Origin of the sequence: Pseudonocardia sp. HH130629-09 (genome assembly GCF_001294645.1) — a bacterium.
Taxonomy (GTDB): domain Bacteria; phylum Actinomycetota; class Actinomycetes; order Mycobacteriales; family Pseudonocardiaceae; genus Pseudonocardia.
Map to the genome: position 1 here is coordinate 2,296,009 of NZ_CP011868.1, position 24,466 is coordinate 2,320,474.

Sequence of the window (24,466 nt, forward strand, 5' to 3'; positions counted from 1 at the left end):
GTAGGCTGGCTCCCCGGATCGGGTCGGGCGGCACTGAGGAGCGGGTCGGGACAGATGAAGTACAATCGGGTGGTCATCAAGCTCAGCGGACAGGCGATGGCCGGTGCCGACGGCTTCGGGTTCTCCGCGCAGGCCCTCGCCCACCTCGCCGACCAGATCCGGCAGATGGGCGCGCTCGGGGTGCAGGTCGCGGTCGTCGTCGGCGGCGGGAACGTGTTCCGCGGCAACCGGTCCGAGACCTGGGGGATCGACCGCGTCGAGGCCGACAACATCGGCATGCTCGGCACCGTGATCAACGGCCTCCTGCTGCGCGGCAAGCTGTCCGCCGGCGGCGAGGAGAACGTCCGCGTCATGACCGCGATCCCGATCAACGCCGTCGCCGAGCCGTTCCTGCGGCTGCGCGCCAAGCGGCACCTGGAGAAGGACGCGATCCTGATCTTCTCCGGCGGCAACGGGCAGCCGTTCATCACCACCGACTACCCGAGCGTGCAGCGCGCCCTGGAGATCGGCGCGGACGCCCTGCTGGTGGCCAAGCACGGCACCGACGGCGTCTACGACACCGACCCGCGCACCAACCCCGACGCCCGCCGCTACGAGCGCCTGCCCTACGACGAGGTGCTGTCGCGCCGGCTGGCCGTGATGGACCAGACCGCGTTCATCCTGGCCCGCGACCACGGCCTGCCCCTGCACGTGTTCGACATCGAGAAGGACGGCCTGATGGCCGCCATCTGCCGTGGCGAGCACCACGGCACCGAGATCAACCCCGACATCGTCGAGGCGGAGTTCGCCCGGCCGGAGTAGGCCGGCGGTCACACGTGGCCCGGCTCACCCTGTGACGGAGCAGGGTGTCGGTGCCGTGTGACAGCCTGGGGCGGTGAATGGTTCCGCCGACCCGGCCGCCGCGTACGCGGCGGCGAAGGCCCGCGCCGCCTACCCGCGGCTGGCCGAGTTCACCGGTCTGATGCCCTTCGACCTGGACCCGTTCCAGCGCGAGGCGTGCGAGGCGCTGGAGGACGGCCACGGGGTGCTGCTGTGTGCGCCCACCGGCGCCGGGAAGACCGTCGCGGGCGAGTTCGCCGTGCACCTGGCCCTGTCCGAGGGCCGCAAGTGCTTCTACACCACGCCGATCAAGGCGCTGTCGAACCAGAAGTACGCCGACCTGGTCGCCCGCTACGGCGCGGACGCGGTCGGCCTGCTCACCGGCGACACCGCGGTGAACGGCGACGCCCAGGTGGTCGTGATGACCACCGAGGTGCTCCGCAACATGATCTACGCCGACTCGGACAAGGCGGCGAACCGGCGGCTGGACCACCTCGGCTACGTGGTGATGGACGAGATCCACTACCTGGCCGACCGGTTCCGCGGCGCGGTCTGGGAGGAGGTCATCCTCCAGCTGCCCGAGCACGTCGCGGTGGTGGGTCTCTCGGCCACGGTCAGCAACGCCGAGGAGTTCGGCGACTGGCTGGTCGAGGTCCGTGGCGACACCCGCGTCGTGGTCGACGAGCACCGCCCGGTGCCGCTGTGGCAGCACATGATGGTCGGCAACCGGCTGTTCGACATGTTCGGCGAGCGGCGCACCCCCGGCGGGCCCGGGGAGGTCGTCGTCGACCCGGAGCTGGTCCGCTACACCCGCGAGATGGCGCGGCGGGACTTCACGACCTCCCGCGCCGCGGACCGGGCGGGCGATCGCGGTCCGCGCGGGCGGGGCGGCCCGCAGCGCGGACGCACCCGGGGCGGGAAGACCGACTCCACTGCCGTCGTCGGGCGGGGGCCGCGCGGGGGGTTCCGGCCGCCGTCGCGGGTGCAGGTGATCGACCGGCTCGACCGCGAGGGGCTCCTGCCCGCGATCACGTTCGTCTTCTCCCGGGCCGGCTGCGACGCCGCCGTCGGGCAGTGCGTGCGGGCCGGGGTGCGCCTGACCGTGCCCGAGGAGGTCGACGAGATCCGCCGGATCGTCGAGAAGCACACCGGCGACCTGCCGCAGGCGGACCTGGGTGTGCTCGGGTACTGGGAGTGGCGCGAGGCGCTGGAACGCGGCGTCGCCGCCCACCACGCCGGGCTTCTGCCGGCGTTCAAGGAGACCGTCGAGGAGCTGTTCGTCGCCGGCCTGGTGCGCTGTGTGTTCGCCACCGAGACCCTGGCGCTGGGCATCAACATGCCCGCCCGCACCGTCGTGCTGGAGCGGCTGGTCAAGTACAACGGCGAGGCCCACGTCGACCTCACCCCCGGCGAGTACACCCAGCTCACCGGGCGCGCCGGGCGGCGCGGGATCGACGTCGAGGGCCACGCCGTCGTGCTCTGGACCCCCGGCATGGACCCGGAGCAGGTCGGTGGGCTGGCCTCCACCCGCACCTATCCGCTGCGCAGCTCGTTCCGGCCCGTGTACAACATGGCGGTCAACCTGGTCGGGCGCCTCGGCACCGACGCCGCCCGCGAGCTGCTGGAACGCTCCTTCGGGCAGTTCCAGGCCGACCGGTCGGTGGTCGGGCTGGCCCGGCGGATCGACCGCAACAACGAGGCCCTGGAGGGCTACCGGGAGGCGATGACCTGCCACCTCGGCGACTTCGCCGAGTACGCCGACCTGCGGCGGCGCATCTCCGACCGGGAGAAGTCGCTGCGTCGCCAGAACACCGTCGCCGCCCGGGACGAGGCCACGGAGTCGCTACGCGAGCTGCGCCCCGGCGACGTGATCGCGGTGCCCTCGGGCAGGCGCGCCGGGATCGTCGTGGTGCTCGACCCGGGGATCGGGGCGGTGTCGGCTGCGGGCCGTGACCCCGAGGTCCGGCCGCTGGTGTGCACCGAGGACCGGTGGGCGGGGCGGCTGTCGGCCGCGGACTTCCCGGACGCGGTGGAGGTGCTGGGCCGGATCAAGCTGCCCAAGCGGGTGGAGCACCGCTCCCCGCAGGTCCGCCGGGACCTCGCCGCCTCGTTGCGCGCCTCCCGGCTGGGGGAGGGTCGCGCCGTCGGGCGTCGTCGCCGGCCCGGGGTGCAGGACGACCCGGAGCTGTCCACGCTGCGGCGGGCCCTGCGGGCGCACCCCTGCCACGGCTGCGACGACCGGGAGGCGCACGCCCGCTGGGCCGAGCGGCACGCCCGCCTCGAGCGGGAGACCGAGTCGCTGCGGCAGAAGGTGCGGGCCACGACGCACTCGCTGGCCCGGGCGTTCGACCGGATCCGGGCGCTGCTCGCCGAGCGCGGCTACCTCGTCCCGGCCGGGGAGACCGAGCCCGGTGAGGAGGAGATCACCCCGCACGGCCGGATCCTGGCCCGGCTGTGGGGCGAGTCGGACCTGCTGGCCGCCGAGTGCCTGCGGCACGGCGCCTGGGACGGCCTGGAACCCGAGGAGCTGGCGGCGGTCGTCTCGGCGCTGGTCTACGAGTCCCGCCGCGACGACGCCCCGATGCCGCGGCTGCCCCCCGGCCCGGTGTCCGAGGCGCTGGAGCGCACCGTGCGGCTGTGGGAGGAGCTCGACGCCGACCAGCGCCGGCACAAGGCCGAACGCACCCGGGCACCCGACCTGGCCTTCGCCTGGCCGATGCACCGGTGGGCCCGCGGGGAGTCCCTGGCGCAGGTCCTGGAGGCCGCCGAGCGGAACGGGCACGAGCTGTCCGCGGGCGACTTCGTACGCTGGACCCGGCAGGTCCTCGACCTGCTCGACCAGATCGCCGGGGTCGCCGGGCGGTCGAGCCCGGTCGGGAAGGCGGCCCACCGGGCTTCCGGTGCCGTCCGGCGCGGTGTGGTCGCGGCCGGTATGCAGTAGCGGTCACCGGCACACGGCACCAGCACACGGCACGAACAGACGGCCACGAACACGGCCACGAACACGGCCACGAACACGGCCACGAACACGGCCACGAACACGGCCACAGACAGCAGGAACGACGAGAGAGACGGGCGGACGAGTAGGCGATGAACAACCCGCAGGGACCGGACCGGCATCCCGAGGATGCCGCGGAGCGGACCGGGGAGATCCCCGCCTGGGGCACGCCACCGCCCGGCGGGTGGGGCGCGGACCCCGAGACCACCGGAGCCTGGTCCCCCGAGCGCGACGACCGTGACGGCTGGGCCACCCTCGGCAGCACCGACGCGGGCTGGGACCCGGCCACCGCCCGCCGGGACGCCACCCACGACACCGGCGGCGCGCCCGTGCAGGGCACCGGCGGCTGGGACGCCGTCCCGCCCGCCGGCGGGCGCCACAGCGGCGACACCGGCGGCTGGGCCGCCCACGACGGATCGGCCCCCGGCGGCGACACCGGGGACCGGACCCGCGCCGAGCCGCTGTGGGGCGACGAGGCGGGCACCGGCACCGATACCGGCACCGACGGCGGGTGGGCCGTCCCGACCGGGCGCCGCGCCCGTCGTCGGGCCGCCGGGGCCGGAGCCCCCACCGACGCCGTGCCGGCGTCCTCGCCGGGGTCGCCCTGGGCCGACGCGCAGTCCACCGCGGCGGTCCCCGCCGACGGCGGGGCCGGTGCGGGCGGGTGGCAGAACCCCGGCCCCGGCGAGGACGAGCCCTGGGTGTCGCGGGACGCGGTGCGTTCCCCGTCGAGGACCCGGTTGTGGATCCTGGCCGGGATCGGCGCCGTGGTGGTGGCCGCGCTCGTCGTCGGGGCGCTGTTCTGGGCGGGCGTGCTCGGCAGCGACCGGCTCGACCGCACCGCGCTGCAGGCCGGGGTCACCCAGGTCCTCACCCGGGACTACGGCCTGCAGGTCGGTGCGATCGCCTGCCCGGAGGACGTCGAGGTGTCGCCCGGCACACGGTTCACCTGCCAGGCCGTCGTCGACGGCGAGCAGGTCGAGGTCCCCGTGGTCGTGACCAGCGACCAGGGCGACTACCAGGTCGGGCGGGTCTGACCGGGCTGCGGTGACGGCCGGGTAATCGGCTGGCGCGCGGGGCGCGCGGGCGCGAGGCTCGTCGGATGTGAGCCCCGATGCCCCGTACCCCGCCCCGCCGACGGCCGCCCCGCACACGGTCCGCACCCTGGCCGACCCCGCCGACCGGCGGCGTGCGTTCGACCTGTTCCTGGGCACCCTGCACCACGGCCCGATCACCGACGACGCGTGGGAGGCCCACGGCCAGGCCGCCGAAGAGCACTGGCTCGGCGTCACCGACCCCTCCGGCGCGATCGTCGGCTCCGCGTACTCCTTCCCGACCCGGCTGACCCTGCCCGGCGGGACCCGGGTCCCCGCGGCCGCGGTGAGCGGCGTGGGGGTGCGACCCGACCGGACCCGCGCCGGGCGGCTGACGGCCCTCATGCGCGCCCAGCTGAGGGCGGCCCGCGACCGCGGCGATGTCGCCGCCGTGCTCCGCGCTTCGGAGGCCACCATCTACGGCCGCTACGGCTACGGCATCGCCTCCCGCGGCGACCACGTCCGCGTCACGACGGGCGCCACGTGGCGCCCGGAGGCCCCGGCCGGGGGCACGGTGCGGATGCTCGACCCCGACGAGGCGACCGCGCTGCTTCCCGACCTGCAGGAACGCCTCGCCGCGCACCGCCCGGGCGGGATGACCCGCTCCGCGCGCTGGTGGCGGCGAGCGCTGCGCCCCGCGGGCCCGTCCGCCGGGGAGTACAAGGGCGTGGCGGTGCACACCGGCACCGACGGCGTCGACGACGGGTTCGTGGTGTGGGGCGTATCCGAGGGCGACCTGGCCACCGGCGCCACGGACGAGGTCCGGCTGCAGCAGCTCTGGTCCGCCGGGCCCGCCGCGACGGCCGGGCTGTGGCGGTTCCTGACCGGTCTCGACCTGGCCGGTGCGGTGATCGGCTGGGTACGCCCGCTCGACGAGGACCTCGACCTGATGCTGACCGACTTCCGGGCCCACCGGGTCACCGGGCGCGGCGACGACCTGTGGCTGCGCCTGCTCGACCCGGGCGGGGCGCTGAGGGCTCGCACCTGGGGGCCGGGCGACCCGGTCGTGCTGCGGGTGCACGACGCGTTCCTCGGCGACAGCGGCACCTGGCGCCTCGCCGGCGGCGCCGCCGAGCCCGCTGCGGACGCCGACCCGGACCTGGAGTGCACCGTCGACGCGCTGTCGGCGGCGTTCCTCGGTGACCGGTCGCCGTCGTCGCTGGTGGCGGCGGGTCGCTGGAGCGAGCGCACCCCCGGAGCGGCGGTCCGCGCGGACGCGCTGTTCGCGGTGCCCGGCCCGGCCCCGTGGTGCGGCACGTTCTTCTGAGCGCGGCGGGCGACCCGGATCCGGCGACTCCTGCCCCCCGCTGGCCCGCCGGACCGCCGGCCCGCCGGCCGGGCGGGACGGACGGGGCGCTCAGGCCCGGCGGCGGGCGCGCACGACCGCGTCGTGCCCGGCCACCGTGCTCCCGTCGGGCAGTGTCACCGGCCGCGGACGGGCTTCGGCGACCAGCACCTCCCACCGGGCCGGGTCGAGCGCCCCGGCGAGCTCCTGCTCGTCGGGGAACATCTCCGGCTCGGGCGGGCGCGGGATCCCCGCGGTCAGGTCGCGCGGGTGGTGCAGCACCAGCAGTAGCGTCCCGCCGAGCGCGACGGCGTCGGCGAGCGCGGCGTACAGCGGGCGGCGCACGTCCGGGGGCAGGTGCAGGAACTGGGCGGTGACCAGGTCGTAGACGCCCGCGGCGGGCGGGTCGGAGCGCAGGTCGGTCGCGGTGAGGGTGACCGCGTCGGTGACCCCGGCCCGCGCCACGGCGGCCCGGGCCCGCTCCAGCGCGACGGGGGAGACGTCGACGGCGTCCACCCGCCACCCTCGCGCGGCGAGCCAGACCGCGTCGCCGCCCTCCCCGCAGCCGACGTCGAGGGCCCGCCCGGGCGGCAGGTCCGCGGCCTCGGCGACGAGGACGGCGTTGGCGTCGCCGCTCCACAGCTGCGGGCGGGTGGCGTAGTGGGCGTCCCAGAACGCCGCGGACCAATGCGGTTCCCCCATGATCGGGGAGGCATCAGCTATAAGGGGTAGCGATGCCAGAGGTACGGAAGCGCTACGACCGGGAGTTCCGTGACGGAGCGGTCCGGGTCGTGGAGGAGACGGGCAAGCCGATCGCCCAGGTCGCCCGTGACCTGGGGGTCAACGAGGGCACGCTGGGCAACTGGGTGGCCCGTGCACGAGAGGCCCGCGAGGACACCGAGGGCCTGTCTCGCGGCGGCGTCGAGGAGCTCAAGCGGCTGCGCGCGGAGAACGCCGAGCTGCGGATGGAGCGTGATGTCCTCAAGCGATCCGTGGTCCTGTGGGTCAAGGAGGCGACGAAGTGAGCGTGGCCCGTTTCATCGCCGACCAGAGGACCTTCCACCGGGTGCCGCACACGCTGGCCTGCGCCCTGTTGGGGGTGTCGATCTCCTGGCTGTACAAGTGGCTCGACCGCGCCGCGCGTTCCGACGGTGGTGCCACCGCGACCGAGAAGCGCCGCTGCGCGTTGGACGCCGCCGTGGCCGTGGCGTTCGACGACGCCCAGCGGCTACACGGCTCACCCCGTCTGCACGCCGACCTGTGTGAGGCCGGATGGCGGGTGTCGGAGAAGACCGTGGCGGACTCGATGCGCCGCCAGGGCCTGGTCGCCCGCCGGATCAAGCGGCACAACGGGCTGACCCGCCAGGACCGCACGGCGCCGAAGTTCCCGGACCTGCTTCGTCGGGGTTTCACTGCGGCCGAGCCGAACCGCAGATGGGTCGGGGACATGACCGAGATCCCCACCGCGGCCGGGAAGTTGTATCTGGCCACGGTGATCGACCTGTACTCGCGGCGGCTGCTCGGCGCGGCCACGGGGCTGCACCCGAACGCCGAGCTGGCGTGTGCGGCGATCCGGATGGCGGTGGCGGCCCGCGGCGGGGCGGACCGAATCGCCGGGGTGATCTTCCACACCGACCGCGGGTCGACCTACACCGCGGGCGCGTTCACCGCTCTGTGTCGGCGGCTCGACATCCGTCAGTCGATGGGCCGGGTCGGGTCGTGTTTCGACAATGCCGCGGCGGAGGCGTTCTTCTCCAGCCTGGAGTGGGAAGTGCTGTCCCGCAACGACTTCGACACCATCAGTAGGGCGCGGGCGGCGGTCATCGACTGGTGTTACGGCTTCTACAACCACCGGCGGCGACACAGTGCCGCCGCCGGGCTCTCACCGATCAACTACGAGAACGCCGCCCTCACCCGAGACGCGGCATAAGAACCCTCCACGATCTCGGGGGAACCGCACAATGGTCCTCGGTCACGGTGGCTCCTCGGGTGGGTGCAGAAGATGGAGTGGGTGTGCGGGGTGCAGCGGTGCCGGTGGTGAGCCCGTGCGGGTCGCCGCCGACCAGCGCGGCGACCCGGCGCTCGGAGGCGGCACCGAACGGGTCCGTGGGGGAGGGAGTCATGGCACCAGCGTGCGCGCCGCGACGCGGAACTGGCAAAGCTCGTTGCTGAAGTGGCAAGCTGCCGGGGTGGACGAGGCGATCGCGGACACCCTGGCAGGCGTCGGCCCCCGGCTGGCCGGGCTGCGCACCGCGCACGGCATGACCCTGGCCGACCTGTCGGAGGCCACCGGCATCTCGGTGAGCACGCTGTCCCGGCTCGAGTCCGGCGGGCGCCGCCCGACCCTGGAGCTGCTGCTGCCGATCGCGGCCGCCCACCAGGTGCCGCTCGACGAGCTCGTCGCGGCCCCACCGGTCGGCGACCCGAGGGTTCGGCTGCGGCCGCGCCGGGCCAACGGGATGACCGTCGTGCCGCTGACCGAGCGGCCCGGTGGGCTGCAGGCGTTCAAGATGGTCATCCCGTTCCGCGGCGACGAGCCCGACCCGCGGGTGCACGAGGGCTACGAGTGGCTCTACGTCCTCGACGGCAGGCTGCGCCTGGTCCTCGGCGGGCACGACGTCGTGCTCGGCCCGGGGGAGGCCGCCGAGTTCGACACCCACGTCCCGCACTGCTTCGGCTCGGCCGACCGCGACCGCGACCGCGCCGTCGAGCTGCTCAGCCTGTTCGGGCCGCAGGGCGAGAAGATCCACACCCGCGCGGCGCCCCGCGACCGCCGTCTCGGCAGTACCGGCGACTGAGCCCCACCCGAGGAGAACGGCCTCACTCGAAGAACGTGGGCACGTCCACCGGGCCGCCCGCCTCGGCGAACTCCGCCGCGACCGCCTCACGCAGCGCCGCGTCGTGCAGCAGGTCGGCCACCACCGTCGCCAGCCCGGCGGCTCCGTCGAGGACCGCGCGGTCCCCGGCCGCGCCCGCCGCGGCCTCGGCGAACCCGGTGGTGTGCAGCGCGGTGCCCGGCTCGGCGATCGCGATCATCGGGTGGATCGAGGGCACCCGCAGCGAGACGTTGCCCAGGTCGGTCGACCCGGTCTCGGACTCCGGCACTACCCCGCGCGGGTACACCGTGCGCCCCCGCCCGGCCTGGGCCACCGCCCAGCGCGCGGCGAGGGTCCGGTTGTGCCGGATCGGCAGGTACGGCGGGCGCGGGTCCCAGTCCAGGGTGTGACCGCAGCCGGTCATCGCCGCCGCCGCGACCACGATCGCCTCCACCCGGGCGGTCAGGTCCCGCAGCGTCTCCGGGTGCTGCGAGCGCAGGTAGTAGCGCGCCGCGGCCCGCTCCGGGACGACGTTGGGTGCCTGCCCGCCGTCGACGACGACGCCGTGCACCCGGTCCCCGTCGGGGATGTGCTGGCGCAGCATCGCGATCCCCTGGTACCCCATCACGACGGCGTCCAGGGCGTTGCAGCCGCGGTGCGGCTGGGCCGAGGCGTGCGCGGCCACCCCGTGGTAGGTCGCCTCGAGCTGCCGGCGCCCCAGGAACGGGTGGTCGGCGATGTCGTGGGCGAACGGGTGCAGCATCACCGCGGCGTCGACGCCGTCGAAGGCGCCGTCGCGGGCCATCGTCTCCTTCCCGCCGCCGCCCTCCTCGGCCGGCGTCCCGAGCAGCACCACGGTGCCGCCCACCGGGTGCGCCGCGAGCACCCGCGCGAGCGCCAGGAACGCCCCCACCGCGGCCGCGCAGATCACGTTGTGCCCGCAGGCGTGCCCGATGCCGGGCAGCGCGTCGTACTCGGCGAGCACCGCGACCGTCGGGCCCTCCCCGGAGCCGAGGGTCGCCCGCAGCGCCGTGTCCAGTCCGTGCACGCCGACGGCCGCGTCGATCCCGTGCCCGGCCAGCAGCGCGGCCACCGCGGCGACGGAGCGGTGCTCGGAGAACGCGGTCTCGGGGTGGGCGTGCAGGTCGTGCGACAGCGCCAGCAGCTCGTCCCGCGGCCCGTCGACCGCGGACGCCACCGCCTCGCGCACCGCGGCCGGGGCGCCGTCGTACGGGGAGGTGATCGGCTCGGCCGCCGCCGCGCGCACCGCGGTCTCCCGGGCCACCGCCTCGTCGTACGCCGACGACGGCGGGACCGGCAGGCAGTGGTCGTCGTCCTGGTCGTGGCGGGTCACGACGCTGCCGCCGCGTCGAGGGCCTTGCGCAGCCGCCCCACCGAGGACTCCAGACCCCACCGCACCGCCAGCTCGTCGAGCCGGTCCGGGTCGGCGAACGCCACCGGGAGCGCGTCGTCGCGGCTGAGGTCCACCTCGGCGTCGGTCCGCACCCGCACCACCGGCTCGACGACGTCGAGGTAGTCCCGCGCCGCCGCCAGCTTCGCCCGCGGCCCGGCGCCGATCCGGGGGTCGCCGTCGCCGACGGCGGCCAGCAGCTCCGCCCACGAGCCGAACCGGCCCACGAGCGTCGCCGCGGTCTTCGCGCCGACCCCGGGCACGCCGGGGAGCCCATCGGAGGGGTCCCCGCGCAGCATCGCCATCTCCGCGTAGGCGGCACCCGCCCGCTCCCGGGGCACCCCGAACTTCGCCGCGACGTCGTCCGGGCCCAGGTTCTCGGCCTTGTTCAGCCCGCGGCCGATGTAGAGCAACCGCACCGGCGGGGCGTCGCGCACGATCTGCATGAGGTCCCGGTCCCCGGACACCCCCAGCACCGGGTCGACGGCCTCGCGGTGGGCCAGGGTCCCGATCACGTCGTCGGCCTCGCAGCCCGCGGCCCCGCCGGTCGCGATCCCGGCCGCCGCCAGAACCTCCATGATCAGCGGCACCTGCGGGGCGAGCGTGTCCGGCACCTCCTCGGGCACCCCGGCCGGGACCTCGTCCCCGGCCCGGCCCGCCTCCACCCGGTGCGCCTTGTACGACGGCAGCGCCGCCACCCGGAACGCCGGCCGCCAGTCCAGGTCCAGGCAGGCCACCAGCCGCGCCGGGCGGTGCTCGGTGACCAGCCGCGCGATCATGTCGGTGAACCCGCGGACCGCGTTCACCGGCGTCCCGTCCGGTGCGGTGACGCTCTCCGGGACGCCGAAATAGGCGCGGAAGTACATGCTCGCGGAGTCCAGCAGCATCAGCGGGCGCTCACTCATGCCGAGAGTCTGGCACCGTCGCCGTACCCGGGTGGGCGGCGGACCCGTCCGGACCGTGCAGAATGTGCTCGTGGAGAACAGCGGAACCACTACGAGCAGCGGACCTGCGGCGGCCGCCGCGGGAGACGAGGACTGGAGCGCCGAGCGCGCCCTCTTCGTGGCCGCCGAGCAGCGCGGCGGGCCCGCCGAGGTCGCCCTCGCCGAGACCGGTCCGCTCGCCCGCGAGTTCACCGCCCTCACCACCGCCCTGCTCGCCTCCGGCTCGGTCGCCGACGTCCTCGCCCGGATCGTCGCGGCGGTCCGCCGGGTCGTGCCCGGCGCGGACATGGTCAGCGTCACCCTCCGCGACGAGGACGGCCGCTTCCACACCCCCGTCGAGACCGACCCCGCCGCCTCCTCGATCGACGAGGCCCAGTACGCCAGTGGCCTCGGACCCTGTGTCGAGGCCGCGCGTGCGGACGGCCCCGCGCTGGCCTTCTCCGACGACCTCACCGCCGAGACCCGCTGGACCGACTTCGCCCGTGCCGCCGTCGGGCACGGCTACCACTCGGTGCTGGCGGTCTCGCTCATCCCCAACGCCGAGCCGCCGCGGCTGCCCGGCGCGCTCAACGTCTACGCCACCGAGCGGCACGCGTTCACCCCGGAGGACCGCGACCGCCTCATGCTGCTCGCCACGCACGCGTCGCTGGCCCTGGCCACCTGCGTCGCCGTGTCCAGCTCCGCGCTCCAGGAGACCCAGCTGCGCCAGGCCATCGTCTCGCGCGACGTGATCGGCCAGGCCAAGGGCATCCTGATGGCGCGCCGCGGACTCACCACCGACGAGGCCTTCGACGTGCTCCGCCGCACGTCCCAGGACTTGAACGTCAAGCTCGTCGAGCTCGCCGGGACCGTCACCGCGCACCCCACCGCGCTCGACACCGACTGACCCGCCGACCGGCTCTGCAGGCGTCCGGTCACGCAGCGCGTCCGGCCGCGCTCCGGCCGCCGCCCGGCCCACGCCGCGGTGCTCCGGGTGGCGGTCGTGTACTCCCCGTGCCCGCCTACGCTCACGGTCATGACCAATGCCGTCCCCACCGAGCTGTTCGCCGACCGGCTGCGCCGTGCCGGTGGGCACGCCGCCGAGCAGGGCTCCGACGTGCTGTTCCTGACCCCGGGAACCGACCTGCGCTACCTGACCGGGTTCGACGGGTCCTCGCACGAGCGCCTCACCTGTCTGATCGTCCCGGCCGCCGGGCACCGGGCGCCGCCCGCGCTCGTCGTCCCGTCGCTGGAGGCGCCGGGGTTCGCGGGTGTGCCGCTGGAGGCCCTCGGCATCGACCTGGTCACCTGGACCGACGGGGAGGACCCGTACCTGCTGGTCAGCGACCTCGCCGGCGGCCCCACCCGGATGTCGGTCGACGACGACATGCCCGCCCGCCACGTCCTCGGCCTGCGTCACGCGTTCCCCGACGTCCCGCAGTACCTCGGCGGCACCGTGCTGCGCGAGCTGCGCATGCGCAAGGACCCGGCCGAGATCGACCGCCTGCGCGAGGCAGGCGCCGCCATCGACCGGGTGCACCGTCGGATGGGCGAGTTCCTGCGCCCCGGCCGCACCGAGGCCGAGGTCGGCGCGGACATCTCCGCCGCGATCGTCGCCGAGGGCCACACCGAGGCCGCGTTCGTCATCGTCGGCTCCGGCCCCAACGGCGCCAGCCCACACCACGACGTCTCCGACCGCGTGATCGAGGCCGGCGACGTCGTCGTCATCGACATCGGTGGTCCGCTCCCCGGCGGCTACAACTCCGACTGCACCCGCACCTACGCCGTCGGCGGCGAGCCCGGCGCGGAGGTCAAGGAGACCTACGCGGTGCTGCAGGAGGCCCAGGAGCGCGCCGTCGCCGCCGTCCGGCCCGGCGCCACCGCGGCCGACATCGACCGGGCCGCCCGCGAACACATCGCCGCCGCCGGGCACGGTGAGCACTTCATCCACCGCACCGGGCACGGCATCGGGCTCGACGTGCACGAGGAGCCCTACATCGTCGACGGCAACGACCTCGTCCTCGCCGAGGGCATGACCTTCTCCGTCGAGCCCGGCATCTACCAGCCCGGCAGGTGGGGCGCCCGGATCGAGGACATCGTCGTCGTCACCGCCGACGGCGTGGAGCGGCTCAACACCACCGCCCGCGACCTCGTCGTTCTGTAGCGCCGTCCTGCGGGGTCTCCGGGTGCGTTCGGGGTCACCGTCGGGGTGTTCCCCGAGCGCGCCGGGGCCCGGTGGTGCCAAGGTGGGGGAGGTCCGATCCGCACCACCAAGGAGCACCCGTGAACATGCCCGTGTCCCAGCGCCTCGTCCGTCCTCGCAACGGGAAGGTGATCGCCGGGGTGTGCGCCGGGCTGGGCGACCGCTTCGGGCTGGGCCGCAACACCGTGCGGTTCCTGTTCGTGTTGTCCTGCCTGCTGCCCGGCCCGCAGTTCGTCATCTACCTCGCGCTCTGGCTGATCATGCCGAAGAGCACGGTCTGACCAGCGCCGATCGAGGGCTGACCGAGCTCTGACCGAGCGCTGTGAGCGCCGTCGCGGGACCCGGTGTGGACCCGCGACGGCGGCCCTGCCATCATCTCCCGCGTGATCGACCCGACGACCGCCACCGCCGCCGCGCGCCCCGTGCGTGTCGCCGCGTGTCGCTGTCGTCGGGGTCCGTCCCCGCGCGGCTGACACCGCCGTCCCGGCTCACCGTCCGTGGACCGCTCCCGCCGCCCGGGTACCGACCCGCTCCGGACCGACGTCCGTACCGGCCATCCCGGCCCCGCACGCGAAGCGATCACCAGGTGCACACCCTCTCCGGCCAGACCGTCCTGGCCCTCCACGCCCACCCCGACGACGAGTCGATCTTCACCGGCCTGACCCTGCGCCGGCTCGCCGACGCCGGCGCCCGCGTCGTGCTCGTCATGGCCACCGGCGGTGACCTCGGTGGCTCCCGGCTCCCGCTGGAGCCCGGCGAGACCGTCCCCGACCGCCGCCGCCGCGAGCTCGCCGACGCCGCAGCGCTGCTCGGCGTGCACCGGCTGGTGCTGCTCGGGCACCGCGACTCCGGCCTGCCCGGTGGCGAGGGTCTGCGCCACCCGCAGGCCCTCGCCGGTGCCGACCCGGTCGCGCTCGGCCGCGCCGTCGCCGAGATCGTCGACGCCGAGGGCGCCGGCACCGTCCTGCACGACGACGACGCCGGCATCTACGGCCACCCCGACCACCGCGCCGCACACGCCGCGGGCGCCATCGCCTGCTCGCTCACCGGCGCCCACGGCTACCGGATGACCGTCGACCGCGAGCACCTGGCGCTGGCCGCGCGCGACCGGCACCTCGTCCACGGCGCCGCGCACGCCGCGGGCGTCGGCTACGGCCGGGTCACCGCCGAGATCACCGTCGCCGTCGGGGGCGGGCGTGCCGAGCTCGCCGCCAAGCGCGCCGCGATGCTCGCCCACGCCAGCCAGATCGCCCCCGAATCGGTCGACGAGGAGAGCTTCGCCGCCACCTACGGCTACGAGTGGTTCCTCGCCGGGGAGAACACCGGCGGCCGGGTCGGCGGCGGTGTCCTGGAGGCGCTGGGCAACGCCCACTTGCTCTCCGGGACGCGCTGACCGCCGTCCCCGTCCCCGTCCCTGCCCCGGCACCGACCGGGCCCGGGGCCGGGTGCGATCCCCTGTCCGGTTCCGTGGCAGAAGCCACCGCGTCGGGCGATCGCACCGCTCCACTACGCTGTCCGCACGACCGCGCTCGGCCACAGCACGACGAGCGGTGACCGAACAGGTGCGGTCCGTACGGGTAGGGTCGTCCGGTCGACACCGATCGGGCGGGGGAGAGGACGAGCATGGTCGAACCGCCGGGCCCGGTCCTGGTCGTGGTTCCCACCTACGACGAGCGGGAGAACCTCGGTCCCGCCGTCGCGCGGCTGCACGCCACGCTGCCCGACGCCGACGTCCTCGTCGTCGACGACGCCAGCCCCGACGGCACCGGCGAGCTCGCCGACTCCCTCGCCGCCGCCGACGAGCGGATCAGCGTCCTGCACCGCTCCGGCAAGGACGGCCTCGGCGCCGCCTACCTCGACGGCTTCCGGCACGCGCTGACCGGCGAGCACCAGGTCGTCGTCGAGATGGACGCCGACGGCTCGCACGCCCCCGAGGACCTCCCCGCGCTGCTCGCGGCCCTGGCCGACGCCGACGTCGTCCTCGGCTCCCGCTACGTGCCCGGCGGGCGCGTCGTGAACTGGCCCTGGCACCGCGAGGTCCTCTCCCGCGGCGGCAACCTCTACTCCCGCCTCGCGCTCGGTGTCCCGCTGCGCGACATCACCGGCGGCTACCGGGTCTACCGGCGCACGGTGCTCGAGCAGCTGCAGCTGGACTCGGTCGCCTCGCAGGGCTACTGCTTCCAGGTCGACATGGCCTGGCGGGCGCTGCAGGCCGGGTTCCGGGTCCGCGAGGTCCCGATCACCTTCACCGAGCGCGAGCGCGGCGCCTCCAAGATGAGCGGCGGCATCGTCGCCGAGGCGCTGTGGCGGGTCACCTGCTGGGGCCTGTCGCACCGGCTCGGCCGCGACGTCCCCCAGCACCCCGCGGGCCCGGTCACCGAGGGCGCCACACACGGCTGAGCCGCACGCGGCGCGCCCCGGTGCGCCGTCAGGCGCGCGCTGCCGGCAGGGCCGCCAGCTCCGGCACCAGGTCGTCGAGACCCAGGGTGCCCTGCGCGAGCGCGGCGGCGTGCCACGCGGACAGGTCGAACTCCTCGCCGCGCGCGGCGTGCGCGGCCCGCGCCCGCTCCCGCCCGGTCAGCCAGGCCCGCTCACCGAGCTTGTAGCCGATCGCCTGGGCCGGCCCGCCGAGGTAACGCAGCAGCTCCGAGTCGGCCATCGCGTCCCCGCCGCCGACGTGCCGCCCGAAGAACTCCCGCCCCAGCTCCGGGGTCCATCGCAGGCCGGGCCCGACCGGGGAGTCGTCGGGGATCGGCAGCGACAGGTGCATCCCCAGGTCGATCACCACGCGCACCGCGCGCAGCATCTGCGCGTTGAGGTAGCCCAGCCGCGAGCCCGGGTCGGCGTGGTGGCCCAGCTCGTCCATCAGCAGCTCGGCGTAGAGCGCCCAGCCCTCCACGTCCGCGCTCACCGCGCCCACCAGCGACGTCTGGAACGTCGACAGCTCCCGGCTGCGCACCGCCCACGACGCCAGCTGCAGGTGGTGCCCCGGGACGCCCTCGTGGTACCAGGTGCTGATCAGGTTCCACAGCGGGTAACGGTCGTCCTCGCTCCGGGGCAGCCAGGTGCGGCCCGGACGGGAGAAGTCCAGCGCCGGCGGTGTGTAGTACGGCGCCGTCGCACTCCCCGCGGGCGCCAGCCGGGACTCGACCTCCCGCAGCCGGCCGGACAGGTCGAAGTGGACGCCGTCGAGCTCCGCGATCGTCTCGTCCATGATCTTCTGCAGGTGCGCCCGGGCGGCCTCCCCACCGACGACGACCCCGGTCGTGCCCCCGTCGGTCTCCAGGAGCTCCATCGCCTCGCGCACGCTGCCGCCGGGCACGATCCGCGCGGCCTCGACGGCCATCTCCGCACGGATCCGGTGGAACTCCGACCAGCCCCACTCGTAGGCCTCGGTGGTGTCGATGTCGGCGCCGTTCCAGAACCGGTTCGCGATCCGGTACCGGTCGGGGCCCACGCCGTCCGGGGTCCCCGCCGCGGCGGTCAGGTACTCCGCGGCCAGCCAGTCCCGCAGCTCGCCGAGCGCGGTCGTCGCCTGCTGGGCACCCCGGTCCAGTTCGGCGCGCACGGCGTCACCGACGGAGGCGTCCGCGGCGAACGCGGCGAACCAGCCGCGGCCGCCCGCGTCGCGGTTCCAGGCGTCGATCTGCTCGGTGACCCGCACGACCTGGCGCGGCGCGGCGAACAGCCCGCGTCGGCATCCCTCCGCCAGCGACGCGCGGTACCCGGCGAGCGCCTCGGGGACCCGCGTCATCCGCGCGGCGACGGTGGCCCAGTCCTCGTCGCCGTCGACGGGCATGAGGGTGAACGCGGTCCGCAGGGTCGCCAGCGGGCCGAAGAGCTCCTGCACCGCGCGCAGCGGCTCCCCGGAGGTCAGGTGGTCGAGCTGGGCGCCGAGACGTTCGCCCAGCAGCCGCGCGCAGCGACGCTCGTCCGGGTCGGTCGGCTCCCGTGCGCCCGTGGTGGCGTCCAGCCGGTCCAGGGTCTCCCGGCAGACGGCGACGAGCGCGGCGGTGCCGTCGGGGGAGAGGTCGGGCAGCTCGTCCTGCCGCGCGGTACCGCCGAGCTCACCGGCGAGGATCGGGTCGAGCTCGGTGAGGCGCCGTACGTGGTCGTCGGCGAGGTCCCGGACCGCCCGGCTGGGGCGTGCGGTGCGGTCGGTCCCGGTCTGCGTGTCGTTCATCGCCGGTCATCATGCCCGGACGCCATGGAGCCCGGACCCCCTGAGGGGTCCGGGCTCCATGGTCACCGGGGCGATGGTCCGGTGTGCCTGTGGCGCGGCCGGGATCAGGCGATCTCGGCGCGCCGCTCGCGCAGCAGCTCCAGGCGCTCGTCGAGCAGCTCCTCGAGCTCGGCGATCGACCGGCGCTCGAGCAGCATGTCCCAGTGCGTACGCGGCGGCTTCTGCTTCTTCTGCTCCGGCTCGGTCCCGTCCACCCGACGACCGACGCCGCCCTGCGGGGACTCCCACGTCGCGGGAGCCTCGGCGTCGTTCGCGAACGGCACCTGGAACTCGTAGCCGGACTCGGACACATAACGGACCATCTGCCGCGGCGCCAGGTCGTGGTTGCGGTCCGTCTCGTAGCTGACAGCCCCGAGCCGGCTGCCACGCAGAACGCGGTCGGCCATGCGTCACCCTCCTGTAGCGCGATGTCGAGGGAGCACCTCGACGGTTACGTCTCCGCCACCGGGTGTAACGTGCGTAGAGCTAGAATATTCCGGCGGCAGGGCAGAACGGACCGCTCGAGTTACCTCGCGGTAACCCGCTCTGCGCCCGATTGACCAGTGTTCCCTATCGCCGCCATCTACACACTCTGATGTGACGTGTCAGCCATGTGTGATGGTGCTCACGTCGACGTCGACGAGTGTTCACACGGCGGACCGGACCGGTGCACGGTCGGGGGAGCGCACCGGCAGCAGCGCGACCAGTCCCGCCGCCAGGACCAGCACGATCCCGACCGTCCCGGCCCGGTCCGAGCCGAACGCGTAGGTGAACACCCCGATCAGCGCCGGCGCCAGGAACGACACCGCGCGCCCGGTCGTCGCGTACAGGCCGAACAGCTGGCCCTCCTGCTGCGCCGGGCTGACCCGCAGCAGGTACGACCGCGACGACGCCTGCGCCGGCCCCACGAACAGCCCCAGCACCAGCCCGAAGATCCAGAACATGGTCGGACCGGACACGAACAGCAGGACCACGCCCACCGCGACGCTGCCGGCCAGCGACCCCACGACGACGGCCTTGGGCCCCAGCCGGTCGTCCAGCCGGCCGCCCACCACGCAGCCCAGCGCCGCGACCACGTTGATCGCCACTCCGAAGATCAGCACCTGTCCCGGCTCCAGGCCGTACACGGTGACGGCGAGGACCCCGCCGAAGGCGAACACCGCGTTGAGGCCGTCCCGGTACAGCGCGCTCGCCCCGAGGAAGTACACGGTGTGCGGGCTCGTCCGGTACAGCTCGCGTAGGTCGGCCACGAGCCTGCGGTACGAGCCGACGACGCCCAGCTTCGGCGCGTCCGGCGTCGCCGGCGGTGTCTCGGGCAGCAGGAGGAGCATCGGCGCGGCGAACACCGCGAACCACACCGCCGCCACCAGCACCGCGATCCGCACGTCGAGGCCGTCGGTGGTGGGGACGCCGAGCAGCCCGCCGTCGCCGGACAGCAGGAACACGTACGCCGCGAGCAGCAGCACGATCCCGCCGATGTAGCCCAGTGACCAGCCGAATCCCGACACCCGCCCGACCGTCGCCGGCGTCGACACCTGCGCCATCAGCGCGTAGTAGGACACGTACGCCAGCTCGACGAAGATCGATGCCAGGGCCAGCAGCAGCAGACCCAGCCACAGGTAGGACCAGTCGTCGCGGACGGCGAACATCCCGGCCATGCAGAGCACGACCAGTGCCGTCCACAGCCCGGTCGCGCGCACCCGCCGGCCCGTCCGGTCAGCGCTCTGCCCGATCACCGGCGCCATCAGCGCGATCAGCACCCCGGCCGCGGCCGTCGACCAGGCCAGCCAGCTGTTCGCGCTGACCGGGCCGGGCAGGTCCGCCCCGACCGCGTCGGTCAGGTACACCGAGAACACGAAGGTCAGCGCGATGTGCTGGAACCCCGACGAACCCCAGTCCCACAGCCCCCAGGCCCACACCCGGGATCGGCGGGGCGGGGCCGGCTCTGCGGTCGGGACGGTCGAGGCGGTCACGGCGCGAGCGTATCGACGCCCGCGGGACCCGGCCTCCGATCATCTACGCAGACGCCCACCCGGTCAGCTCCCGACGACGTCGAGCAGCCGGTCCGGCCGGTCGGACAGCAGCCCGTCCACCCCGAGGGCCAGCAGCCGTCGCATCTCATCGGGCTCGTCCACCGTCCACACGTGCACCTCGTGCCCCGCCCGGTGCGCCGCCTCGACGAACCGGCGGTCCGAGGCCACCGGGATCGGCCCGAACGCCGGCGGCACCTGCGCGAACGCCCCCGCCGGCGACGGCAGCAGCCGGCCGGGGACACCCCACGCGCGGGCCCGCAGCGCGACCACTTCGGCCTGCCCCATCGACGTGCACAGCCGCGCCCCGGCCAGCGTCCGGGCGACGTTCAGCCACCGGGCGGAGAACGAGCCCAGGCACACCCGGTCCCAGGCGTCGGCGGCGTCGAGCACCGCCAGGGTCGGCGCGACGACCTCGGCCGACTTCAGCTCGATCGTCACCCGTACCCCGGGCAGCGCGGCGAGCACCCCGGCCAGCCGCGGCAGCGGCTCGGTGCGCTGTGCCCCGGTGACCCGCACGGTGTCGAGCTCCGCGGCGGGGCGCGCGTCGATCCGGCCGGTGCCGTCGGTGGTGCGGTCCAGCGTCGGGTCGTGGTGCACGAACGGCACGCCGTCGGCACTGGCGTGCACGTCCATCTCGACGTAGCGCAGACCGTGGTCGGCCGCGGCGGTGAACGCGGCGAGGGTGTTCTCGCAACCCGCGAGCTCCCCGACGTGCCAACCGCGGTGGGCGTAGGCGCGTGGGTGCGGACCGTCGAGGTACGGGTGGTGCACGGCGGTCAGCCTGGCACCTGCCCGATCACCCCACCACGGGGGAGCACGAAACCCTGGCCTAGCATTCATGGGCCTGGAGAATCAGCGCACCTTCTTGTCTGCGACGGTCCATGGCGTGACACGAGACGCTGCGTACGTGGCGGCGCGGCTTACGCGCCACCGGTAGGGATCCTCCTGGGGAGTAGTAAAACGCAGAAGGTGCGGAGCGAAACTACCCGTCGACCATCGCCTCGAACACACGGTCCTCGGCCCGGAACAGCCCGACTTCCTCATCGTGCAGCACCCGCGGCACGAACCCCGGCACGCCGTCCACCCAGCCACCGCCTCACCGTGGAATCCTGCATCTAACGCAGGAAACCTATAGCGACCCGCGGCTATGTGATCACCTGGGTCCACTGGCAACCGCCGCCGATCATGGGGGAACCGCATGCCGACAATGGATGAGCTCGACGAGAAATGGGGCCGTAAGTACGCGGCGATGATCCGGCTATGGCGCAACGCGTGGGAAGAGTTCGTGCCGTTCTTGGACTACGACGTCGAGATTCGAAGGGTGATCTGCTCTACGAATGCGATCGAATCGCTTAACGCCCGCTACCGGCGCGCGGTGCGGGCGCGTGGTCATTTCCCCACTGAGCAGGCTGCGATGAAATGCTTGTATCTTGTGACTCGCAGCCTGGACCCGACCGGGACGGGCCGCACGAGGTGGACGATGCGTTGGAAGCCCGTGATCAACGCGTTCGCCATCACGTTCGGTGACCGCTGGCCGGGAGCCGAGACCTACTGAGCAACGACGCCGAAACACCGATCACGAGACAGGCCCCGCAAGCGGTGTGAGGGCGTCGCTGGTTGTAGTACTCGAGCCAGGCGCTGAGTGCCAGTGTGCGGTCGTCGTTGGTGGCGTAGGGACGCCGGTAGGCCCATTCGATGGCCAGGGTCCGGTTGAACCTCTCCACCTTGCCGTTGATCCACGGGCAGTGCGGCCGGATGAACTTCTGGCGTGCTCCGAGACCGGTCACGGCCTCGGCGAATACCCGGCAGCCGCGGTAGTTGCGGGCGTTGTCGGTGATCACACGCTCGATGCGGCCGATGCCGGCTGCGGCGAACGCGGCCGCGGCGCGCTGAACGAAACCGGCGCAGGTGGCGCCCTTCTCATCGGGCAGGACCTCGGCGTAGGCGAAGCGGGAGTGGTCGTCGACCATGGCGTGGACGTAGTCGAACCCGATGCGGCGGGTCGCGCCCGGACGGGGGCCGCGGCCGTGGATCCGCCAGCCCCCGCCGTCGGGGATCCGGCCGAGTTTCTTCACATCAACATGGACCAGCTCACCGGGTGCGGCGTGTTCGTAGCGGTGGGCTGAGGCGCGGGTGGCGCGGATCGGGGCGCCGGTGATGGGATCACAGGCCGCCAGCCGAGCCACGCCGTGGCGGGCCAGGATCCGCGATACCGAGCGCGCCGCGACTCCGGTGGTGGCCGCGATCGCGGCCGGACCGCAGCGCTGCTCACGCCGCGCGGCCAGGACCGCCTGTTCGGTGTCGGCGCTGTGACGGGTCGGGCTGTGGTGTGGGCGGGAGGACCGGTCGCGCAGACCGGGATCTCCTTCCCGGTCGTAGCGGGTGACCCACCGGGACACGCACTGGCGGGAGACCCCGAGCTCGCGGGCGACGTGGGACTGCGGGCGGCCATGGTCGCGGACTCGCGCGACGAGCAGTCGACGCCCATGCAGGGTCAGGCGAGCGTTAGCGTGCACGGTGGAAGGCCCTTCGTGGCGAGATGGACGGCTTCAGACACCTCCCACCTCGCCCGAAGGGCCTTCCCCGTTCAAGCAGCCACGCCGTCGGCCACCGTCACCAACCTCCTGGCCGGGTACACCTAGCGCACCCAGCGGTCGAACCAGGACAGCAGCGCCGCGCGCTGCAGCTCGGTGCCCGGGGTGACGGTGCCGAGCCCGTCCCCGGCGCCGTGCTCGAGGCCGGGGAGCTGCAGGTAGCGGGTGGGGATGCCGAGATCGGCGATCGCGGCGGTGAAGCGCGGCGCCGCCGGGACGAGGTGCTCCGCCGAGCCCTGCACGACCAGCGTCGGCGGCGAGTCGGGCCGGGCATGGGTGATCGAGTCGGTGAACGCGTAGCGCTGCGGGAACTGCTCCGGCGACCCGCCGATGTAGGCCGTCCCGACCTGGCGCCCGATCGCGGAGAACGGCTCGGTGGCGGTCAGGTCGACCGCCGGGTACGTCCCGGCCACCGCCCGCACCCGGGGCAGCGCGGCGCGGTCACCGCAGGTCGGGGCCAGGGCCCCGGCGCGGTCGAGGTAGGCGGCGTTGACCGCGAGGTTGCCGCCCGCCGACTCGCCGAAGATCGCGACCCGCGAGGTGTCCAGCCCGAGCCCTGGGCCGGCGGTGCCGACCCAGGTGAGCGCGCAGCCGACGTCGCCGACCTGGGTGTCCCAGTTGTGCAGCTCCTCGGTCGCGAGCCGGTGGTCGACGTCGACGACGGCGTACCCGTTGTCGGCGAGGAACCGGTTGTACGGCGACGGGCCGCGCGAACCCTGCACGAAGCCGCCGCCGTGCACCCGCACCAGCACCGGCGCGGGACCGTCGCCGGGCCGGGGGCAGGTAGAGGTCCGCGAGCAGCGGGGTCCCGCCCGGAGCACCGAACTCGACGGTGCGGTCCGGCCCGGGTGCGGCGACCGGGACGGGCGAGACCGGCAGGAACGGGTGCAGCCCGCCGCCGTCGCGGGCGACGCTCACCACGAGCGCCGTGTAGGTGCCTGCGGCCACCAGCGTGGCGGCCACGGTGAGGCCGATCAGCACCGAGCCGGCCCGGCGGCGCCGCGACAGCGCCCGTACCCCGGCGGCGGCCGCTACCCCGACCAGGGCGAGGACGACGTTCCACACGCCGAGGCCGTCGCGCAGTGACCCGAGCACGAGCACCAGCCCCTGCGACGTCACGTCCTGCAGCAGCGGCCCCCACCAGCCGACCGGGGCCAGCGCGAGCGCCTGTGCGAGGACGTCCAGACCAGCACGAGGACGGCCAGCAGACCGAGCAGCACGGCGAGCAGCACCGTTCCCGCGCGTCGAGGACCCGACCGTGTGGCCGGCCCTGCCGTCGTCCGCCCCGTGTCCGTGTCCTGTCCCGCTGCGGGCCCCCGTCGTCCGTCGCCCCGCCGGATGTCGTTGTGCAACAGAGTAGGCGCTCCGCTCGGCGGGCTGCTCAGGCGTGGGCGCGGTAGAGGTCCCGCAGCAGCGCGATCTCGGCCCCGTGGTGCAGGACCTCGCGGTGGATGTGCAGCACCAGCGTCGCGAGCGGCGCGTCGGCGTAGGGCCCCTCGGCCGGTCCGCACGGCCGGGCCAGGCCGTCGGAGCCGAGCGCGGCGACCCCGGCGGTCCACCGGGCGTACTCGGTGTCCAGGGCGTCCAGGGCCGCGGCCGCGGTGCCGGGGTAGTCGTAGGAGTCGAAGTCGACTGCCGGGCCGCCGAAGTGGGAGTGCGACCGCAACGCGAACACCCCCACGACCACGTGCGCGATCCGCCAGGCGATCGTCGTGACCGGGGGCGGCTCCGGCGCCGGGAAGGCGAAGTCGATCACCCAGTCGCCCGGTCCGGCCCCCGGCGGGGTCACCGACTCCCCGCGGCGGCGCACGCCCCAGCAGCCGGGTACCGGCTCCCAGTGGTACTCGTCGTCGGTGAGCCCGGCCAGCCGCGGGCGCAGTGCGGTCTCCCAGTGGAACGTCAGCTGAGCGAGCAGCTCGGAGTTCCAGTCGACACCCGTCGTCGTCCCCATCTCCGTCATGACCCCACAGCCTGGCCCCGATCGCGGACACCCGCTGCCCGCGTCCACACCCCCTGTCCGGTAGGCACACCCGTCGTGGCGGGGGTGGACACCGGACAGGGGGTGTGG

General features: G+C 74.5%; 22 protein-coding genes and 1 pseudogene. 13 read left to right on the forward strand and 10 right to left on the reverse strand.

Annotated elements, in window-relative coordinates; translation table 11 throughout:
* The first annotated feature begins 54 nt into the window (after positions 1–54).
* The 4 genes from pyrH (at position 55) to XF36_RS10580 (ending at position 6,178) form a co-directional block, all read left to right on the forward strand.
* A complete protein-coding gene (pyrH, locus tag XF36_RS10565; RefSeq protein ID WP_060711865.1) occupies positions 55–801 on the forward strand; it encodes a UMP kinase in 747 nt (248 codons plus the stop codon).
* A 73-nt stretch (positions 802–874) separates the two neighbouring features.
* Positions 875–3,760, forward strand: coding sequence for a DEAD/DEAH box helicase (locus XF36_RS10570; RefSeq protein ID WP_060711866.1), 2,886 nt, complete (start codon positions 875–877; stop codon positions 3,758–3,760).
* A 149-nt stretch (positions 3,761–3,909) separates the two neighbouring features.
* A complete protein-coding gene (locus XF36_RS10575; RefSeq protein WP_060711867.1) occupies positions 3,910–4,854 on the forward strand; it encodes a DUF4333 domain-containing protein in 945 nt (314 codons plus the stop codon).
* A gap of 67 nt (positions 4,855–4,921) precedes the next feature.
* Positions 4,922–6,178: a GNAT family N-acetyltransferase gene (locus XF36_RS10580; RefSeq protein WP_060711868.1), complete on the forward strand. Its 1,257-nt coding sequence runs from the start codon at positions 4,922–4,924 to the stop codon at positions 6,176–6,178.
* A 90-nt stretch (positions 6,179–6,268) separates the two neighbouring features.
* Here XF36_RS10580 and XF36_RS10585 read toward each other — a convergent pair whose 3' ends face one another.
* A complete protein-coding gene (locus tag XF36_RS10585; RefSeq protein ID WP_060711869.1) occupies positions 6,269–6,898 on the reverse strand; it encodes an SAM-dependent methyltransferase in 630 nt (209 codons plus the stop codon).
* Between the two features lie 32 nt (positions 6,899–6,930).
* On the opposite strand from XF36_RS10585, the gene XF36_RS10590 reads away from it, so the two are divergent.
* The 3 genes from XF36_RS10590 to XF36_RS10600 all read left to right on the forward strand — a co-directional run bounded on the left by XF36_RS10590 (position 6,931) and on the right by XF36_RS10600 (position 8,994).
* Entirely contained in the window at positions 6,931–7,221 is a 291-nt protein-coding gene (locus XF36_RS10590) for a transposase (RefSeq protein ID WP_060710840.1), read from the forward strand.
* On the forward strand, positions 7,218–8,126 hold the full coding sequence (locus XF36_RS10595) for an IS3 family transposase (RefSeq protein WP_060710839.1): 909 nt from the start codon (positions 7,218–7,220) through the stop codon (positions 8,124–8,126). Before XF36_RS10590 ends, XF36_RS10595 begins: the two co-directional genes overlap by 4 nt.
* A gap of 259 nt (positions 8,127–8,385) precedes the next feature.
* Positions 8,386–8,994: a helix-turn-helix domain-containing protein gene (locus XF36_RS10600; RefSeq protein ID WP_060711870.1), complete on the forward strand. Its 609-nt coding sequence runs from the start codon at positions 8,386–8,388 to the stop codon at positions 8,992–8,994.
* Between the two features lie 22 nt (positions 8,995–9,016).
* Here XF36_RS10600 and XF36_RS10605 read toward each other — a convergent pair whose 3' ends face one another.
* Both XF36_RS10605 and XF36_RS10610 read right to left on the reverse strand, forming a co-directional pair.
* Positions 9,017–10,366 carry an amidohydrolase gene (locus tag XF36_RS10605; protein ID WP_202968505.1) on the reverse strand — a complete coding sequence of 450 codons (1,350 nt, stop codon included), beginning with the start codon at positions 10,364–10,366 and terminating at the stop codon, positions 9,017–9,019.
* Positions 10,363–11,328: a 5'-3' exonuclease gene (locus tag XF36_RS10610; RefSeq protein WP_060711871.1), complete on the reverse strand. Its 966-nt coding sequence runs from the start codon at positions 11,326–11,328 to the stop codon at positions 10,363–10,365. The genes XF36_RS10605 and XF36_RS10610 overlap by 4 nt, the downstream gene beginning before the upstream one ends.
* A 70-nt stretch (positions 11,329–11,398) precedes the next feature.
* Between XF36_RS10610 and XF36_RS10615 the strand changes: the two genes are divergently transcribed.
* The 5 genes from XF36_RS10615 (at position 11,399) to XF36_RS10635 (ending at position 15,949) form a co-directional block, all read left to right on the forward strand.
* Positions 11,399–12,253 carry a GAF and ANTAR domain-containing protein gene (locus XF36_RS10615; protein WP_060714585.1) on the forward strand — a complete coding sequence of 285 codons (855 nt, stop codon included), beginning with the start codon at positions 11,399–11,401 and terminating at the stop codon, positions 12,251–12,253.
* Between the two features lie 129 nt (positions 12,254–12,382).
* Positions 12,383–13,510 (forward strand): M24 family metallopeptidase, encoded by a 1,128-nt coding sequence (locus XF36_RS10620; protein WP_060711872.1) that lies wholly within the window; start codon positions 12,383–12,385, stop codon positions 13,508–13,510.
* Between the two features lie 125 nt (positions 13,511–13,635).
* Positions 13,636–13,830, forward strand: coding sequence for a PspC domain-containing protein (locus XF36_RS10625; protein WP_060714586.1), 195 nt, complete (start codon positions 13,636–13,638; stop codon positions 13,828–13,830).
* A gap of 305 nt (positions 13,831–14,135) precedes the next feature.
* Positions 14,136–14,942 carry a PIG-L deacetylase family protein gene (locus tag XF36_RS10630; RefSeq protein WP_060711873.1) on the forward strand — a complete coding sequence of 269 codons (807 nt, stop codon included), beginning with the start codon at positions 14,136–14,138 and terminating at the stop codon, positions 14,940–14,942.
* Between the two features lie 230 nt (positions 14,943–15,172).
* On the forward strand, positions 15,173–15,949 hold the full coding sequence (locus XF36_RS10635; protein ID WP_020627707.1) for a polyprenol monophosphomannose synthase: 777 nt from the start codon (positions 15,173–15,175) through the stop codon (positions 15,947–15,949).
* Positions 15,950–15,977: 28 nt separating this feature from the next.
* On the opposite strand, the gene XF36_RS10640 is transcribed toward XF36_RS10635, so the two are convergent.
* From XF36_RS10640 to XF36_RS10655, 4 genes are all read right to left on the reverse strand, one after another.
* Complete coding sequence (locus XF36_RS10640) at positions 15,978–17,732, reverse strand: DUF885 domain-containing protein (RefSeq protein ID WP_060711874.1); 1,755 nt, start codon at positions 17,730–17,732, stop codon at positions 15,978–15,980.
* A 104-nt stretch (positions 17,733–17,836) separates the two neighbouring features.
* On the reverse strand, positions 17,837–18,178 hold the full coding sequence (locus XF36_RS10645) for an RNA polymerase-binding protein RbpA (protein WP_020627709.1): 342 nt from the start codon (positions 18,176–18,178) through the stop codon (positions 17,837–17,839).
* Between the two features lie 240 nt (positions 18,179–18,418).
* Positions 18,419–19,744 carry an MFS transporter gene (locus XF36_RS10650; RefSeq protein WP_060711875.1) on the reverse strand — a complete coding sequence of 442 codons (1,326 nt, stop codon included), beginning with the start codon at positions 19,742–19,744 and terminating at the stop codon, positions 18,419–18,421.
* Positions 19,745–19,807: 63 nt separating this feature from the next.
* Positions 19,808–20,575, reverse strand: coding sequence for a glycerophosphodiester phosphodiesterase family protein (locus XF36_RS10655; protein ID WP_060711876.1), 768 nt, complete (start codon positions 20,573–20,575; stop codon positions 19,808–19,810).
* A gap of 436 nt (positions 20,576–21,011) precedes the next feature.
* Between XF36_RS10655 and XF36_RS10660 the strand changes: the two are divergent.
* Positions 21,012–21,359: pseudogene (locus XF36_RS10660) on the forward strand (transposase); the annotation flags it as partial.
* On the opposite strand, the gene XF36_RS10665 reads toward XF36_RS10660, so the two are convergent.
* The 3 genes from XF36_RS10665 to XF36_RS10680 all read right to left on the reverse strand — a co-directional run bounded on the left by XF36_RS10665 (position 21,319) and on the right by XF36_RS10680 (position 24,358).
* Positions 21,319–22,320 (reverse strand): IS481 family transposase, encoded by a 1,002-nt coding sequence (locus tag XF36_RS10665; protein ID WP_060711878.1) that lies wholly within the window; start codon positions 22,318–22,320, stop codon positions 21,319–21,321. The pseudogene XF36_RS10660 and the gene XF36_RS10665 sit on opposite strands and share 41 nt — an antisense overlap.
* 122 nt (positions 22,321–22,442) lie before the next feature.
* A complete protein-coding gene (locus tag XF36_RS10670; protein WP_060711879.1) occupies positions 22,443–23,150 on the reverse strand; it encodes an alpha/beta hydrolase in 708 nt (235 codons plus the stop codon).
* Positions 23,151–23,779: 629 nt separating this feature from the next.
* Positions 23,780–24,358 carry a DinB family protein gene (locus tag XF36_RS10680; protein ID WP_238589211.1) on the reverse strand — a complete coding sequence of 193 codons (579 nt, stop codon included), beginning with the start codon at positions 24,356–24,358 and terminating at the stop codon, positions 23,780–23,782.
* Between the last annotated feature and the right edge of the window lie 108 nt (positions 24,359–24,466).

Bases quoted from the DNA above. Each gene is read 5' to 3' on its own strand.
- pyrH (WP_060711865.1), top strand. From the start codon at position 55: ATGAAGTACAATCGGGTGGTCATCAAGCTCAGCGGACAGGCGATGGCC.
- XF36_RS10575 (WP_060711867.1), top strand. From the start codon at position 3,910: ATGAACAACCCGCAGGGACCGGACCGGCATCCCGAGGATGCCGCGGAG.
- XF36_RS10585 (WP_060711869.1), bottom strand. From the start codon at position 6,898: ATGGGGGAACCGCATTGGTCCGCGGCGTTCTGGGACGCCCACTACGCC.
- XF36_RS10590 (WP_060710840.1), top strand. From the start codon at position 6,931: ATGCCAGAGGTACGGAAGCGCTACGACCGGGAGTTCCGTGACGGAGCG.
- XF36_RS10610 (WP_060711871.1), bottom strand. From the start codon at position 11,328: ATGAGTGAGCGCCCGCTGATGCTGCTGGACTCCGCGAGCATGTACTTC.
- XF36_RS10620 (WP_060711872.1), top strand. From the start codon at position 12,383: ATGACCAATGCCGTCCCCACCGAGCTGTTCGCCGACCGGCTGCGCCGT.
- XF36_RS10625 (WP_060714586.1), top strand. From the start codon at position 13,636: ATGCCCGTGTCCCAGCGCCTCGTCCGTCCTCGCAACGGGAAGGTGATC.
- XF36_RS10635 (WP_020627707.1), top strand. From the start codon at position 15,173: ATGGTCGAACCGCCGGGCCCGGTCCTGGTCGTGGTTCCCACCTACGAC.
- XF36_RS10640 (WP_060711874.1), bottom strand. From the start codon at position 17,732: ATGAACGACACGCAGACCGGGACCGACCGCACCGCACGCCCCAGCCGG.
- XF36_RS10645 (WP_020627709.1), bottom strand. From the start codon at position 18,178: ATGGCCGACCGCGTTCTGCGTGGCAGCCGGCTCGGGGCTGTCAGCTAC.
- XF36_RS10680 (WP_238589211.1), bottom strand. From the start codon at position 24,358: ATGACGGAGATGGGGACGACGACGGGTGTCGACTGGAACTCCGAGCTG.